The organism is Pseudomonas sp. 14P_8.1_Bac3, assembly GCF_025466085.1.
Classification (GTDB): Bacteria; Pseudomonadota; Gammaproteobacteria; order Pseudomonadales; family Pseudomonadaceae; genus Aquipseudomonas.
Map to the genome: position 1 here is coordinate 67,081 of NZ_JANLOD010000004.1, position 13,154 is coordinate 80,234.

A 13,154-nucleotide genomic window follows, 5' to 3' on the forward strand; every position below is an offset into this window, starting at 1 on the left:
GAATCGCCCATGTTTAAAGTCAACGAGTACTTCGACGGCACCGTCAAGTCGATCGCCTTTGGCACCGCTGAAGGTCCGGCGACCATCGGCGTCATGGCTCCGGGCGAATACGAATTCGGTACCAGCCAGCGTGAAATCATGCACGTGGTGACCGGCGCCCTGACCGTCAAACTGCCTGACAGCACCGACTGGGAAACCTTCGAAGCCGGCAGCCAGTTCAACGTACCTGCCAACAGCAAGTTCCAGCTGAAAGTGGCCGTCGACACCGCGTACCTGTGCGAATACCGCGGCTGACACCGCGGGTTTTCATCGCCTAAAAAAATGCCCGTGTCCTTGGACACGGGCATTTTTCATACTGGGGCGTTTACTCCAGCACGGTGACCGGCATGCCGACTTCGAGTCGGCCATTACCGTCATTGACCAGGTTCTGGCCGAACATCGCACCGTCTTCCCGAGCCCGGTATTTCTGCAGGGTTGCGAGGGGTTCACGGTCTTCGCTGCGCAGCCCGGTCTGCGGGTCGATTGTGGTCAGGATGCAGCGCGAACAGGGCTTGACCACGCGGAACTCGACGTCGCCGATGCGGATACGCTTCCAGCCATCTTCGGCGTACGCCTCGCTGCCCTCGATGACCAAATTCGGTCGAAAGCGCAGCATTTCCAGCGAACGGCCAACCTTGTGCGACAAATCCTCCAGAGACGCCTGACCAATCAGCAACAGCGGAAAACCATCAGCGAAGGCCACCTTGTCATCGTCCTTGCCGTAGCCGGCCTGGGTAGTGCGCGCACGGTCCAGTGGGATGTGCACCAGTCGCGTCGGCTTGCCGATGAATTCGCTGACCCAGGCACCGGCCTCATCGCCGGCATCGGGCACACGCAGACTGTCGCTGAAAATGGTGACGCCGCGCAGGTCAGCGCTGCTGGCGGGCATGGCAACCTCGATTGCCGACTGCCCCGGACCACTGAGGGTCAAGCCGCCGCGGGCATTCCACAACGCCGACAATTGACTCATCTTGCCCACGACGCGCTGAGTCAGGAAGCGCCCGCTGGCCTCGTCCACCAGCATCCAGCGTCGATCGCCGTCCAGACCCAGCTTGTCGAGGCTGATCTGTTGCAAAGGCTCGGCCTTGCAGGATTTCAACGGAAAACGATAAAGCGCGCTCAGACGCAGCATGGACAGCTCCCTGGTGGGTAAAAATGCCACCCTATACGAGCTTGATCGCTGAATCAAAGACTGAAAAACGCTCCATGTGCACTTTTGCGGGAGCGGGCTCGCTGGCGAAGGCGGTGCAACAGTCGACATCAATGTTGAATGTTAATCAGCCTTCGCGAGCAAGCCCGCTGCCACAAGCAAATTGTGGTGTTATCAGGCCGGCACTGCGTCGAGCATCAGGCGCTGGCGCACCACTTCGACCAGTTTGTCCGGCTGGAATTTGGAGAGGAAGTTGTCGCAGCCGACCTTCTTGACCATCGAGTCGTTAAAGCTGCCGGACAGCGACGTATGCAACACCACATAGAGACCCCGCAGACGCGGATCGTTACGAATCTCGGTGGTCAGGCGATAGCCGTCCATTTCCGGCATTTCTGCGTCGGTGAAGACCATCAGCAGTTTGTCGGTCATGTTGACGCCGGTGTCGGCCCAGCTCTTGAGCATGTTCAGCGCTTTCAGGCCGTCGCTGGCGATGTGCATTTTCACCCCCAACTGGCCGAGGGTGTCGCGCAGTTGCGACAGTGCCACGTTGGAGTCATCCACCAGCAGCACTTCGCGGCCACGGGCGCGTTCCAGCACCGGATCGTCGAGCTTTTCGCGAGAGACCTTGGCGCTGTACGGGACGATTTCAGCCAGGACTTTTTCGACGTCGATGATTTCCACCAGTTGATCGTCGACTTTGCTGATCGCGGTCAGGTAATGCTGGCGGCCGGCACTGGTCGGCGGCGGCAGGATGGCTTCCCAGTTCATGTTGACGATACGGTCCACGCCACCGACCAGGAACGCCTGCACCGAGCGGTTGTATTCAGTGACGATGATCGTACTAGTCGGGCTGGGCACCAGCGGGCGCATGCCAATCGCCTGGGACAGGTCAATCACCGGCAACGTCTGGCCACGCAGGTTGACCACGCCGCAGACAAACGGGTGGCGCTGGGGCATCAGGGTCAGCTTCGGCAGTTGCAACACTTCCTGCACTTTGAATACGTTAATCGCGAACAATTGCCGCCCTGCGAGCCGAAACATGAGAATTTCCAGGCGATTCTCACCCACCAGTTGCGTGCGTTGGTCTACCGTGTCGAGAATGCCGGCCATCAATGACTCCTGGGCTTGGTTCTGATGAAATTCACTAAAAGGAGTTATCGGCTGTTCTTGCCGGAGCTTGACCCCCGCACAAAATGCCACGCTCAGGCATTGATGTCACATTAACATCATGTTTTACTGGCCACTCGATTCATCTGCTTCAATCTCTGCTGCGCGACCACGGTTTGCGCGTTAAGTTCCTGTGCGTAAGGGATTCCCCTAGCAACAATCAGGACCAACCTGATATTCGCAATATCCAATAGCCATTAATGTGACGCCATTCTCATTGCATGAATGGAGTCAGGCTTTTGTGTGCGATCGCAGGTCAGTGGCCATCCACCCTCACGAACTCCCCAGCCTGCCTCCGCGCCAGCCGGAGTGCGATCTCACCTTGGCACGGCAACGCCGGGACTCCGATCGTCCTCACGGGCACACACGACATTCCCTCATTCGACATGACGTTGTGGAGATAAACATGCCTAGCGACCGTAAAGAGTGGGCCCAGCGGCTCCCGGAGTTTCTCGTCGAGGCTGAAACACTCCTGGCCAAATCCGAGGAATGCCTGAGTCATTTGCAGCTGATCAGCAATGACAAGGATGCCATCGACTGCATGATGAGCACCCTGCTCAGGCTCGCCAGCAAGGCGGACGCCTTGGCGTTGGTGGCCGTTTCGGAGTTTTCACTGCATATCCATGGCCTGCTGAATCATGCTCAGCAGCATGTGGACCTGCATGAGCAGGCGCTCAACGCATTGAAAGATTGCTTCACCCTGATGGCGTGGCAGCTCGAGCTGATCGATCAGACCACCGGCCAACTCGGCCTGGATGACAGCGAACAGACCTCCCTGATCGAAGCCTTTGCGTTTCAGGTCGGACAAAGCCAGTTTCATCCACCGGCTAATTCAAAACCGTTCAGGCTCGTTTCTTACTCTAGAGCTTCAGAGCGCCAGGCATAATTCAACTTTGCGGTGTTCGTAGTCTTATTGTCATGACGCCACTGTCGATTTGAGCGCGCTCATGTCGCAATTGGATACTTCATACCTGTCAACGACAGTTCGCTATACCCTTCTTCGGGCATACTTTTTTCCATTGTGGAACTAACGTCCAGCCCCCTGAATTCCTGCCTGTACAGGTCTATATACCGAACGCGACCAACGGTATCTTAAGTGCTATTATGGCGACCATTAGTTGACGTCAATTAATGGCAGTGTGAATCAGACACGGACCCTTCGGGTCTGCCCGCAGCGAACATCCATTGGCTCCATCCGCTATGTACGCCAGCCTCAAGTCAATCACCACGTGGCCACCTTTCCGAGAAAACGCGCGCCGGTTCACGCTATTGCTGTGTACCTGTTCGGCGTTTGGCAGCCTGGCAACCTATGCCCTGTCCACTCCCCTGCCGTTGAGTTTGCTGCTGCTTAGCATCGCAGCGCTGGCATGCGTCTGGGTTCAGCATTCCCTCTCGCGCACGTCGATAAAGTTCGAACCCCAGGAGCTGGCCGACCGGTTATTGAAGGTTCAGGAAAACGAACGCCACCGCCTCAGTCGGGAACTGCATGACGATATCGGCCAATTGCTGACCGCGGCAAAACTTCAAAGTGATTGGCTCAGGCGCCGGATGCCCGAAGAGTTGCAAGAGCAATGCACGGTGCTCTGCGACACACTCGAAGAAACCCTGACCAAAGTTCGCGATGTATCGGCCATCCTCAACCCCCGGCAACTGACCAGCCTCGGGCTGGAAGCCAGTCTGCGTGCGCACCTGCTCAAGACACTGGCCAATACGTCGGTGCACTGGAGCCTGGAATGCCACTCACGCCTCACCGGCATACCGGAAGAAATGGCCGTGGCGGCGTTCCGCATTACGCAGGAAGCGGTGACCAATATCTTGCGTCACGCCGAAGCGAAAAACCTGTTGGTTCGCCTGCAACGCCTGCCGCTGGGCCTGGCACTGTTGATCAGCGACGACGGCCGGGGTTTCGCACCGGCGTCCGATCCGGGCCGCGAAGGGCAACGTGGGATGGCCGGGATGTCGGAACGGATCGACCAATTGGGCGGCACGCTGCGGGTGACCAGCGAGCCGGGCCAAGGCACTCAAATCGAAGCTCTCTTCCCGTGGGCGCCACGTGCGCTGGAGCGGGCCAGTACGGATAAGGTTTTGCATTGACTTGTAACTTACTTCTGGTGGATGACCACTCGCTGATCAGGGCTGGCGTGCGCGCTTTGGTGCTGGATATCCCCGGCTACGCGGTAATCGGCGAGGCCAATGACGGCTCGCAGTTGCTCGAGATGGTCGAGCGGCTGTCGCCGGACATTGTGCTGCTGGACATTTCCATGAGGGAAACCGGTGGTCTTGAGGCGTTGCAGCGTCTCAAACGCGTACGCCCGCACAGCAAAGTGTTGATCCTGTCGATGCACACCGACCCGGCGATGATAATGCAGGCGCTGGAGTCCGGCGCCCACGGCTACCTGCTCAAGGACACCACGGCCACTGAACTCGAACATGCCCTGCATGCCTTGCGCAATAACGAGCGCTACCTGAGCCCCGCGATCGCCCATACAGTCATCACTCAGGCGCTGACCCGCAACCAGAAGCACGCGTCGGAACCGGCCGACTCCCACAACCTGACGGCGCGCCAGCTGGAAATCCTGCGGCTGATCGTGCGCGGCAAATCCACCCGGGAAATCGCCAACGGCCTCGGCCTGAGCATCAAGACCGTTGAAACCCACCGCTCGCAGGTCATGAAACGCCTGCAGATCTACGACGTCGCCGGTTTGGTGCTGTTCGCCGTGCGTGAGCAGATCATCAGCCTGGACGATTGATCGCGACTGGAACGCTCAGCAACGGTGAGTGCTCGGGCAAGTGCACCCGCAACGCCGCCGGACGCGCCGAGAAGCGCAGGCTGTCACCTTCCAGCGGCTCGCCATCGAGGTTGATGTAAAGACCTTCCGACACCTTGATCTCGACCCAGGGCAAGCGCGCACGCACAAACATGCTGTCGATGCCGAAGCCATCGGAAAGCAGGTTCCTCAACGTTCCGACCAGTTCCTGCGGCGCAGGCAGAATGCTGATATCCAGCAGGCCGTCATCCGCCAGTGCCTGCGGGCATAACATGTGGCCACCGCCCGCCTGCCGGCCATTGCCGATGCCCAATGCCAACAGCTCGCCGCTCCACTGAAAATCCGGGCCATGCAATTCGCCATAGGCCGCGTGCAACTCACTGAAGCGTGACAGACCGGTGAACAGGTAAGCGGCGCCACCCAGCACTTTTTTCAAGTCTTCCGAAGTGTTCGCGGTGACCTGGCTGCCAAAGCCGCCCGTGGCCATGTTCAGGAACACCTGCCCGCCGACCTCGCCGAGATCGATGGCACGCGGCTCAACATCCAAGAGATCCAGGGCTCGTGCAGGCTCCAGCGGCACGCCGGCAGCGCGGGCAAAATCATTGGCGGTCCCCAGCGGCATCAGCACCAGACTGGCCTGCGCCGAATGCGCGGCCATGGCCTCGGCAATATCCCGTAACGTCCCATCACCGCCACCGGCAATGATTCGCGTATAGCCTGCCGTCAGCGCTTCATCCACGCACCGCTGCGCGTCGCCGGCCTCCCAGGTCAGGCGAACGGCCAACTCCCAGCCCATTGCCCGTCTGTCCTGGACGGCCGCGCGGACCTCTTCGTTGAGCGCCTGTTTGCCGTGCAGAATCAACAGTGCCTTTCGTTCGCCCATTGCGGTCACTCCCTATTTGAATTCCGTATGGCAAATGTGACCTCATCACGCCCCATAAAAGTCGGGAAAAATATGAATTATTTCAACTCGAACGGAAACGACGTCCTACACAGTGGGATTTTTTCTTACAAAACGTGATGAATCGGCTCAATTGACCCGCAAGGGTGATTGGTACAACTTGGCGATCAGGTTTTTAAAGGTCATCAGCAGCAATTACAGGGACGTACCATGCAGAGCCATGACACCAGGTTAACGAGCGCGCCGGTCGCGCCACTCGCCGAACGGCGGGCGGTCTATCGAGCAGAACTGAACAACAAAGCAACACCCACTGGAGAAGTTGATATGGAACCTCGCGTCCTTGAACTCGAAACGCACCTCAAATACATCCGCAGGGGCATGGAAGAAGTCCGGGGTGACGTCAAATCCATCAAACACAGACTCGCCTACTCGGCCGGTGGTACCGCCGTGGTCCTCGGCCTCCTGGGATGGATAGCCAACAGCCGCTTCGATCAGTTGGTGACCCTTCTCGCTCGATGACAGGCCGCTATAAACGCAAAAACCCGGCTCGATGAGCCGGGTTGGGTGTGAGCGCGGACACGGATCAGCCCAGGAGTTCGCTCAGCGGGATGAAGCTGACACTCTCCCCCTCCACCAGCGTGCGATCCTCCAGCACTTCCACCAGACCATCGGCCCACGCAGCACTGCGCAGCACGCCCGAGCTTTGGTTCTTGTAGATGATTGCCCGGCCCTTCTCCAGGCGTCCTCGAAGGTACTCGCGTCGATTGCCTGCTTTTGGCCAGGCAAACCCGGCCGGCACCTGGACCTTCAAGGGCTGGAGCTCTTTTACACCCTGGCGGCGCAAGAGATAAGGCCTCGCCAACAAGGCGAAAGTCACCAGGGTCGACGCCGGATTACCGGGCAATCCGATCACCGGAACTCCACGAAAATGCCCGACTGTCAGGGGTTTACCCGGCTTGATCGCAAGTTTCCACAACGTGAGCTCGCCCTCTTCCCGCAGGGCAATGCCCAGGAAATCAGCCTCACCCACCGATACGCCACCGGTCGACAGGATCAGGTCGACACCTTTCAATTCGCCAAGCCGGGCGCGAGTCGTCTCAAGGTTATCGGGAAGAATCCCGGCGTCGATCACCTCACAACCCAAGCGCTGCAACCAGCTGCACAGCAGCACGCGATTGCTGTTGTAGATCTGGCCTGGCCCCAGCGCCTGACCCGGTTCTACCAGCTCGTCACCGGTGGAGAGCACCGCAACGCGAACCTTGCGGATCACGTCCAGTTCCGCGCATCCCAACGAGGCAGCCAGACCCTGTTCGATCGGCCCAAGGCGGGTACCGCTCGCCAGAATCATCTCACCGACGGTGGTTTCCTGACCTTGTGGACGGATGTTCTGTCCAGGCGTCAGGGCTTCGATGAAGCGGACTCGCTCATCGGTCAGGACCTCGGCGTTTTCCTGCATCTCGACACAGTCGGCACCGGCAGGAACAGGCGCTCCGGTGAAGATTCGCGCGCACGTGCCGGGCTTCAAGGGCTCCGGAGCATTGCCTGCAAAAATCTTCTGGCTGACCGCCAACGGTTCTCCCGTCCAGTCGGCCACGCGCAAGGCGTAACCGTCCATGGCGCTGTTGGGCCATGGTGGCAGGTCCAGGGTCGAAACCAGATCCTCGGCCAGTACACGGCCCTGGGTCTGCGCCAACGGTAAGCGTTCACAGTCGGTTATCGGCGCGGCTTCGGCCATTTCGAGCAAGCGTGCCAGTGCCACCTCGACAGCCATCAGGCCGCCTGTCCTGCCTGGCTTACTCGCGGGATTCACAGGGTGCCGCCTGTTTCAGGTGAGGGACGAAATTGCACGGGCGGTGCCGGGAGTCCAGTTGCTCGGCAAGAATGCCGTCCCAACCGGTGCGCACAGCGTTGGTCGAGCCGGGCAGGCAGCACACCAGCGTGCCATTGGCGAGACCGGCCAGCGCCCGGGATTGAACAGTGGAGGTGCCAATATCCGCCACCGATATCTGGCGGAACAGCTCACCAAAGCCGTCGACTTGCTTGTCCAGCAGGCAACTCACCGCTTCAGGCGTGCTGTCGCGGCCAGTGAAGCCGGTGCCACCGGTAATCAGTACAACCTGTACGACATCCTCGGCAATCCAGTTGGCGACTTGCGCGCGAATTTTGTAGAGGTCATCTTTTAGCAGAACCCGGGAGGCCAGGTTATGACCCGCCGCTTTCAAGCGGTCGACGAAGACCTGGCCTGAGGTGTCAGTTTCCAGGGTACGGGTGTCGCTGACCGTCAGCACCGCGATATTGAGCGGCGCGAAAGGTACATCAGCCTTGGCTTTCATAGGCTCGTCCAGTTGTAGGGGAAACAGCCCGGTGTTATATCACAGCGCCCCCTTTTTTTGCCGCCCCCATGGAGACTTGCCATGACCTCGAACACGCCATTGCCCCCCTGCTCCATTCTGCTCCTGGCCGGTGGTCGCGGCCAACGCATGGGCGGCCAGGACAAAGGGTTGATCGAGTGGCACGGAGAACCACTGATCGCGCATCTTCATCGCAAGACCCGACCGCTGAGCGATGACCTGATCATCTCCTGCAACAGGAATCTGGAAAAATATGCGCACTACGCCGACCGGCTGGTGCATGACGACGAAGGTGACTTTCCGGGACCGCTGGCCGGTATTCGTGCAGGTCTGAAGGTCGCTCGCCATCACTATCTGATGGTCTTGCCCTGCGATGTGCCACGCATCGATACCGCGCTGCTCCACAGCATGCGCGAAACCGCCAGCGCGCATCCGGACAAGCCCTTGATGCTGCGTCATGGCGAGCATTGGGAACCCTTGCTCTGCATCATCCCCGTGGCGCTGCGCGACGCATTCGACAGTGCCTGGCATGCCGACGAACGCAGCCCGGGGCGCATCATGCGTAATCTCGGAGCAACGGCGCTGCAGTGCCCTGACCACGATCCTCGGCTGGCCAACCTGAATACCCCGGAACTGTTGAGCACTCAAAAGACCGTGTCAGATTGACACTAGCCAAGGAACTTGCGCACGTTGTATACGTCTCACGCTCAGTAACCAAAAGAATTCTTATTCGGAGACACACTCATGACTCAACGGACCCTCGCCACTTTCATGCTCGCACTGGGCCTCGCGACCCTTGCCGGTTGCGCATCGCCGACGGTGATCACCTTGAATGACGGTCGCGAAATCCAGGCCGTCGACACACCAAAATATGACGACGAATCTGGTTTCTACGAGTTCGAACAACTGGACGGCAAAGAAACCCGCGTCAACAAGGATCAGGTTCGTACCGTTAAAGAGTTGTAATTCTTGCGGCGACACCGGATGCACAAAAGCCCGCTTCTAAGCGGGCTTTTTCATGTCCGGAAAACAGGACTTCATAACTCCCCTGTAGGAAGCGTGCCCGCCCTGAGAGCGGAGCCACTCCAGCCGAAGATCAGCCATCACCACTGCAGCCTGATGCGGCTTTGAAAGTCTCTTTGCGCGCCGGTCACCGGGTCCACAAACCGCAGCCCCTGAGCGAGCAGCTTCAAGGGTTTGGCGTAGTCGTCTTCGACATCTTTGAGCACGTGCGGGTAGAACGGGTCATTGCAGATACTGGCGCCCAATGCCGTCATGTGCACCCGCAGCTGATGCTTCTTGCCCGTCACCGGGTACAGCGCGTAGCGCCAGAGATCACCGTTCTTCTCCCGGACCTCGACCGCCGTCTCGGTATTGCTGGCGCCTGGTCCTTCCTGCATGCGAAAGAAGGGTTCGCCGTCGATGAGCCGACTCCTGTGAACCAGCGGAAAGGTCAGCTCTGGCAATGCCCGGGCAATCGCTTCGTAGCGTTTTTCGATCTGCCGCGTAGGAAACAACGACTGATAAGCGGAACGGCTCTGAGGGTTGGCGGAAAACAGGACCAGCCCCGCCGTATGCCGGTCAATGCGATGCAAAGGCACGAGATGCGGATTATCCAGGCGACGGATCAGCCGTCGCAGCAATGTCTGCTCGACATACTCGCCCGCCGGTGTCACGGGCAGGAAATGCGGTTTGTCCGCCACCACCAGGTGCTCGTCGGCATACAGGATCGACTCGGTCACCGGAATCGGTTTTTCGTCCGGTACTTCCCGGAAATAGTGAATTCGCAAACCTTCCTTGTAAGCAAGATCGAGGGCAATAGGTACACCCTGCCCGTCGAGAACACGACCACGGGCAATTCTGTCCAGCCATTGTTCACGACTGATGGCGCCGAAGTGCTCACACAGGCAATCGAGCACGGTCTGCCAAGGCCCCGGCGGCAAGTAGAGTGTGCTCGCCTGGCTATGCGCAGCGGAAAAAGGTGAAGTGGACATACCGACGCTCTAACCCTCAATACAGGACGGCATTATCCAGCAGAGGACGAATCGAACCTAGCGGAGAATCCTCAGGCCGGAATCGGCTGAGTGCGCCCCGCCGCCTCGGTGAACTCCTTGAGCCAGCGCAGCACATCGACCGCTTCCCAGCGCCCCGGGTCGTAAAGGGCATACAGCAACCCCTGATAACCCACGACATCCAGCTGCCGGTGATAACCCGCACGCTGGAATAGCGCTTCGATCTCGGCAAAGCAGGTGTTGAAATGCAGCTTGTTGAACGGCGTTTTCCCTTCCGTGACCAGGCCATCCAGACGCAATTCGGCAACGGCCTCACGCACCACGTCCACCGCCATCCGGTTAACGCTGTTCTTCAATTGTTCGACATTGACCAAGATTCATCCCTCTGACTTCCGGGATCGCCCGCCCACACCCGCAATGGGTAGACATGACAGGCAATCCGAGCAACTGTATGCACATACAGTAACCGAATAACCGGATTTCGCCAATGAACGGAACGAGGGCCGCGACGGATGGGATCAGAACACCGTCGAAATCAGCGCAGAAACGCCACCACCTGTTCGGCATCGAACGGCCAATCCAGTTCGGCGCCAGTGTCAAGACGACGCAGCACCGGAATACGCAAACCGTAGTCTTCGACCCAGTCTTCGTTTTCCGCGATGTCGACCAACTCCACCATTAAACCGTGCTCTACCAAGGGCATCAGTTCTTCTTCGGCAACTTCACAAAGATGGCACCCGAGGGTACCGAACAGCTGGCATTCAGGAGGCATGAGCACAGGACCCGGCAAAGTAGGCGTTCATTCTAGGCCCGCGATCAGGAGCAGTCGAGCCACTGCCCAAAGCGGCCCTTTCAGCGAGGGAACTCAAGAGAGTTCGGCCAACTCCTGAGTCAGGCGCGAGGGCTTTCCCCGGCGCCTGTCATGAAGAAAGGCATTCAATCCTGGCTGACGGCGCCGATCTTGTGCACCGACAGATCCGCGCCGTAATACTCTTCTTCCTGGCTCAGGCGCAGGCCATGCAGGGCCTTGATCGTGCCATAGACCGCGAAACCACCGGCCAACGCGACGATGACGCCCAGCGCAGTCCCGATCAACTGGCTGATCAGGCTTACACCGCCAAGACCGCCCAATGCAGTCTGGCCAAAGATGCCGCAGGCGATGCCGCCCCAGACACCGCACAGACCATGCAATGGCCAGACGCCCAGGACGTCATCGATGCGCCATTTGCCCTGGGCCGCGGTGAAGCACCAGACAAACAGCGCCCCGGCGATGGCGCCTGTCACCAGTGCACCCATCGGGTGCATCAGATCGGAACCGGCGCAGATCGCCACCAGCCCGGCCAGCGGGCCGTTATGGAGGAAGCCCGGGTCGTTACGTCCGACAATCAGCGCCGCGACGGTGCCGCCGACCATGGCCATCAGCGAGTTCACCGCCACCAGCCCGCTGACGCCCTGCAAGGTTTGCGCACTCATCACGTTGAAGCCAAACCAGCCGACGATCAGAATCCACGAGCCCAGCGCCAGAAACGGAATGCTCGAGGGGGCGAACGCCACCAGCTTTCCGTCTCGGTAGCGACCCTGTCGTGGCCCGAGCAACAACACCGCGGCCAGTGCCAGCCAACCGCCCATGGCATGAACCACCACCGAGCCGGCGAAATCATGGAAAGCAGCGCCAAAGCGCGCCAGCAACCAGGCTTGCAGGCCAAAGTTACCGTTCCAGACCATGCCTTCGAAAAACGGATAGATGAACGCCACGATCAACGCCGTGGCGCACAATTGCGGCACGAACCGCGCACGCTCGGCGATGCCGCCGGAAATGATCGCCGGGATTGCCGCGGCGAACGTCAGCAGAAAGAAAAACTTCACCAGGCTATAACCGTGATCGGCGTTGATCATCGCCGCCGGTTGCAGAAAGGTCACCCCGTAGGAAATCCAATAGCCTATAAAGAAGTAGGCCAGGGTTGAAATGGCGAAGTCGCTGAGGATCTTCGACAAGGCGTTGACCTGGTTCTTTTGTCGAACCGTACCGACTTCGAGAAAGGCAAAACCGGCGTGCATGGCCAGAACCATGACCGCACCGATCAGGATAAACAACGTATTGGAGCTATGGACCAGACTGTCCACAGCGCTTTGCAGATTTTCCATGGAGTTGGCAGACCTGAAGGCTAAAAAAGCACCAAAGCAGTTCGCGCAGGGCATTCATGCACCAAGTTGAAACCTCTCGGGATCGGCACTCCGGTCCTGCTGGTCCGCTTTGGCGCACAAGGCGGAAACCTTTGCGCGGGTTTTCATTATTTGAGTTAAGGTTTTGCTCGATTTATGCACAGCAACAGCACAACCACGTGGCATGGCGCACCACGACGTAGCAAAAGTTGTACCAGTGATTTGTAGTGAACCTTCGCGCAAGGCTCATACTCGAACGCAACAGAAGCCACTTACGGAGATCCACCAATGGCCAGCATCAAGGCAAAGACTGCTCAAGAAATCCTGATGAACGATTTTCAAACACTCGTCAGCGACACCGAACGGTTGCTGGAACACACGGCCACTCTGGCAGGCGATCAGGCGGACGAGTTGCGCGAACAAATCCATGACAGTCTGCTGCGTGCACGCGAAACCTTGAAACTGACCGAAGACTCCCTGCGCGAACGCGGCAAAGCCGCCGTGACCGCTACCGAAGACTATGTACAGAGCAATCCATGGCAATCGGTCGGTATCGCCGCTGGCGTGGGCTTTCTGATTGGTCTGCTGGCAACCCGGCGCTGA

The 13,154-nt window shown here is 59.0% G+C and carries 17 protein-coding genes; 8 read left to right on the forward strand and 9 right to left on the reverse strand.

The annotated features are described in order from the left end of the window. Window positions 1-9: 9 nt before the first annotated feature. Window positions 10-294, forward strand: a complete 285-nt coding sequence (locus NTD84_RS00980) for a pyrimidine/purine nucleoside phosphorylase (protein WP_017339983.1) — start codon at window positions 10-12, stop codon at window positions 292-294. A 70-nt stretch (window positions 295-364) separates the two neighbouring features. Here the strand turns inward: NTD84_RS00980 and NTD84_RS00985 are convergent, their stop codons facing one another. Together NTD84_RS00985 and NTD84_RS00990 are read right to left on the reverse strand one after the other, a co-directional pair. Beyond that, window positions 365-1,171 (reverse strand): MOSC domain-containing protein, encoded by an 807-nt coding sequence (locus NTD84_RS00985; RefSeq protein WP_262162846.1) that lies wholly within the window; start codon window positions 1,169-1,171, stop codon window positions 365-367. Window positions 1,172-1,363: 192 nt separating this feature from the next. Further along, a complete protein-coding gene (locus tag NTD84_RS00990) occupies window positions 1,364-2,299 on the reverse strand; it encodes a chemotaxis protein CheV (protein ID WP_262162848.1) in 936 nt (311 codons plus the stop codon). A gap of 463 nt (window positions 2,300-2,762) precedes the next feature. Here NTD84_RS00990 and NTD84_RS00995 point away from each other — a divergent pair, with 463 nt between their 5' ends. The 3 genes from NTD84_RS00995 (at window position 2,763) to NTD84_RS01005 (ending at window position 5,106) form a co-directional block, all read left to right on the forward strand. Beyond that, complete coding sequence (locus tag NTD84_RS00995) at window positions 2,763-3,242, forward strand: hypothetical protein (RefSeq protein ID WP_262162850.1); 480 nt, start codon at window positions 2,763-2,765, stop codon at window positions 3,240-3,242. Between the two features lie 314 nt (window positions 3,243-3,556). Further along, the gene (locus NTD84_RS01000; protein WP_262162923.1) at window positions 3,557-4,450 is read left to right on the forward strand and encodes a sensor histidine kinase; all 894 of its coding nucleotides are present in this window, start codon (window positions 3,557-3,559) and stop codon (window positions 4,448-4,450) included. Then, window positions 4,447-5,106 (forward strand): response regulator transcription factor, encoded by a 660-nt coding sequence (locus tag NTD84_RS01005; RefSeq protein ID WP_262162851.1) that lies wholly within the window; start codon window positions 4,447-4,449, stop codon window positions 5,104-5,106. Before NTD84_RS01000 ends, NTD84_RS01005 begins: the two co-directional genes overlap by 4 nt. Here the strand turns inward: NTD84_RS01005 and yegS are convergent. Beyond that, window positions 5,090-6,007: a lipid kinase YegS gene (gene yegS, locus NTD84_RS01010; protein ID WP_262162853.1), complete on the reverse strand. Its 918-nt coding sequence runs from the start codon at window positions 6,005-6,007 to the stop codon at window positions 5,090-5,092. The two genes, NTD84_RS01005 and yegS, sit on opposite strands and share 17 nt — an antisense overlap. A 228-nt stretch (window positions 6,008-6,235) precedes the next feature. On the opposite strand from yegS, the gene NTD84_RS01015 reads away from it, so the two are divergent. Further along, window positions 6,236-6,544 carry a hypothetical protein gene (locus NTD84_RS01015; RefSeq protein ID WP_262162855.1) on the forward strand — a complete coding sequence of 103 codons (309 nt, stop codon included), beginning with the start codon at window positions 6,236-6,238 and terminating at the stop codon, window positions 6,542-6,544. 64 nt (window positions 6,545-6,608) lie between these two features. On the opposite strand, the gene glp is transcribed toward NTD84_RS01015, so the two are convergent. Together glp and moaB are read right to left on the reverse strand one after the other, a co-directional pair. Next, window positions 6,609-7,796: a gephyrin-like molybdotransferase Glp gene (gene glp, locus NTD84_RS01020; RefSeq protein ID WP_262162857.1), complete on the reverse strand. Its 1,188-nt coding sequence runs from the start codon at window positions 7,794-7,796 to the stop codon at window positions 6,609-6,611. Between the two features lie 22 nt (window positions 7,797-7,818). Beyond that, window positions 7,819-8,358 (reverse strand): molybdenum cofactor biosynthesis protein B, encoded by a 540-nt coding sequence (moaB, locus tag NTD84_RS01025; protein WP_262162861.1) that lies wholly within the window; start codon window positions 8,356-8,358, stop codon window positions 7,819-7,821. An 81-nt stretch (window positions 8,359-8,439) separates the two neighbouring features. Here moaB and mobA point away from each other — a divergent pair, with 81 nt between their 5' ends. Beyond that, window positions 8,440-9,042, forward strand: a complete 603-nt coding sequence (gene mobA / locus NTD84_RS01030; RefSeq protein WP_262162863.1) for a molybdenum cofactor guanylyltransferase MobA — start codon at window positions 8,440-8,442, stop codon at window positions 9,040-9,042. A 78-nt stretch (window positions 9,043-9,120) separates the two neighbouring features. Beyond that, a complete protein-coding gene (locus tag NTD84_RS01035; protein WP_262162867.1) occupies window positions 9,121-9,342 on the forward strand; it encodes a YgdI/YgdR family lipoprotein in 222 nt (73 codons plus the stop codon). Window positions 9,343-9,479: 137 nt separating this feature from the next. Here NTD84_RS01035 and NTD84_RS01040 read toward each other — a convergent pair whose 3' ends face one another. The 4 genes from NTD84_RS01040 to NTD84_RS01055 form a co-directional block, all read right to left on the reverse strand. Continuing rightward, entirely contained in the window at window positions 9,480-10,370 is an 891-nt protein-coding gene (locus tag NTD84_RS01040; RefSeq protein WP_262162868.1) for a pseudouridine synthase, read from the reverse strand. Between the two features lie 71 nt (window positions 10,371-10,441). Beyond that, complete coding sequence (locus tag NTD84_RS01045) at window positions 10,442-10,762, reverse strand: transcriptional regulator (protein ID WP_262162869.1); 321 nt, start codon at window positions 10,760-10,762, stop codon at window positions 10,442-10,444. Between the two features lie 161 nt (window positions 10,763-10,923). Then, window positions 10,924-11,160, reverse strand: a complete 237-nt coding sequence (locus tag NTD84_RS01050) for a glutaredoxin family protein (RefSeq protein ID WP_262162870.1) — start codon at window positions 11,158-11,160, stop codon at window positions 10,924-10,926. Window positions 11,161-11,324: 164 nt separating this feature from the next. Further along, a complete protein-coding gene (locus NTD84_RS01055; protein WP_262162872.1) occupies window positions 11,325-12,533 on the reverse strand; it encodes an ammonium transporter in 1,209 nt (402 codons plus the stop codon). Between the two features lie 306 nt (window positions 12,534-12,839). On the opposite strand from NTD84_RS01055, the gene NTD84_RS01060 reads away from it, so the two are divergent. Further along, window positions 12,840-13,154, forward strand: a complete 315-nt coding sequence (locus NTD84_RS01060; RefSeq protein ID WP_262162874.1) for a YqjD family protein — start codon at window positions 12,840-12,842, stop codon at window positions 13,152-13,154.

Coding starts and splice junctions, on each gene's coding strand:
- NTD84_RS00980 (WP_017339983.1), top strand. CDS start 10: ATGTTTAAAGTCAACGAGTACTTCGACGGCACCGTCAAGTCGATCGCC.
- NTD84_RS00985 (WP_262162846.1), bottom strand. CDS start 1,171: ATGCTGCGTCTGAGCGCGCTTTATCGTTTTCCGTTGAAATCCTGCAAG.
- NTD84_RS00990 (WP_262162848.1), bottom strand. CDS start 2,299: ATGGCCGGCATTCTCGACACGGTAGACCAACGCACGCAACTGGTGGGT.
- NTD84_RS00995 (WP_262162850.1), top strand. CDS start 2,763: ATGCCTAGCGACCGTAAAGAGTGGGCCCAGCGGCTCCCGGAGTTTCTC.
- NTD84_RS01000 (WP_262162923.1), top strand. CDS start 3,557: ATGTACGCCAGCCTCAAGTCAATCACCACGTGGCCACCTTTCCGAGAA.
- yegS (WP_262162853.1), bottom strand. CDS start 6,007: ATGGGCGAACGAAAGGCACTGTTGATTCTGCACGGCAAACAGGCGCTC.
- NTD84_RS01015 (WP_262162855.1), top strand. CDS start 6,236: ATGCAGAGCCATGACACCAGGTTAACGAGCGCGCCGGTCGCGCCACTC.
- glp (WP_262162857.1), bottom strand. CDS start 7,796: ATGGCTGTCGAGGTGGCACTGGCACGCTTGCTCGAAATGGCCGAAGCC.
- moaB (WP_262162861.1), bottom strand. CDS start 8,358: ATGAAAGCCAAGGCTGATGTACCTTTCGCGCCGCTCAATATCGCGGTG.
- mobA (WP_262162863.1), top strand. CDS start 8,440: ATGACCTCGAACACGCCATTGCCCCCCTGCTCCATTCTGCTCCTGGCC.
- NTD84_RS01035 (WP_262162867.1), top strand. CDS start 9,121: ATGACTCAACGGACCCTCGCCACTTTCATGCTCGCACTGGGCCTCGCG.
- NTD84_RS01040 (WP_262162868.1), bottom strand. CDS start 10,370: ATGTCCACTTCACCTTTTTCCGCTGCGCATAGCCAGGCGAGCACACTC.
- NTD84_RS01050 (WP_262162870.1), bottom strand. CDS start 11,160: ATGCCTCCTGAATGCCAGCTGTTCGGTACCCTCGGGTGCCATCTTTGT.
- NTD84_RS01055 (WP_262162872.1), bottom strand. CDS start 12,533: ATGGAAAATCTGCAAAGCGCTGTGGACAGTCTGGTCCATAGCTCCAAT.
- NTD84_RS01060 (WP_262162874.1), top strand. CDS start 12,840: ATGGCCAGCATCAAGGCAAAGACTGCTCAAGAAATCCTGATGAACGAT.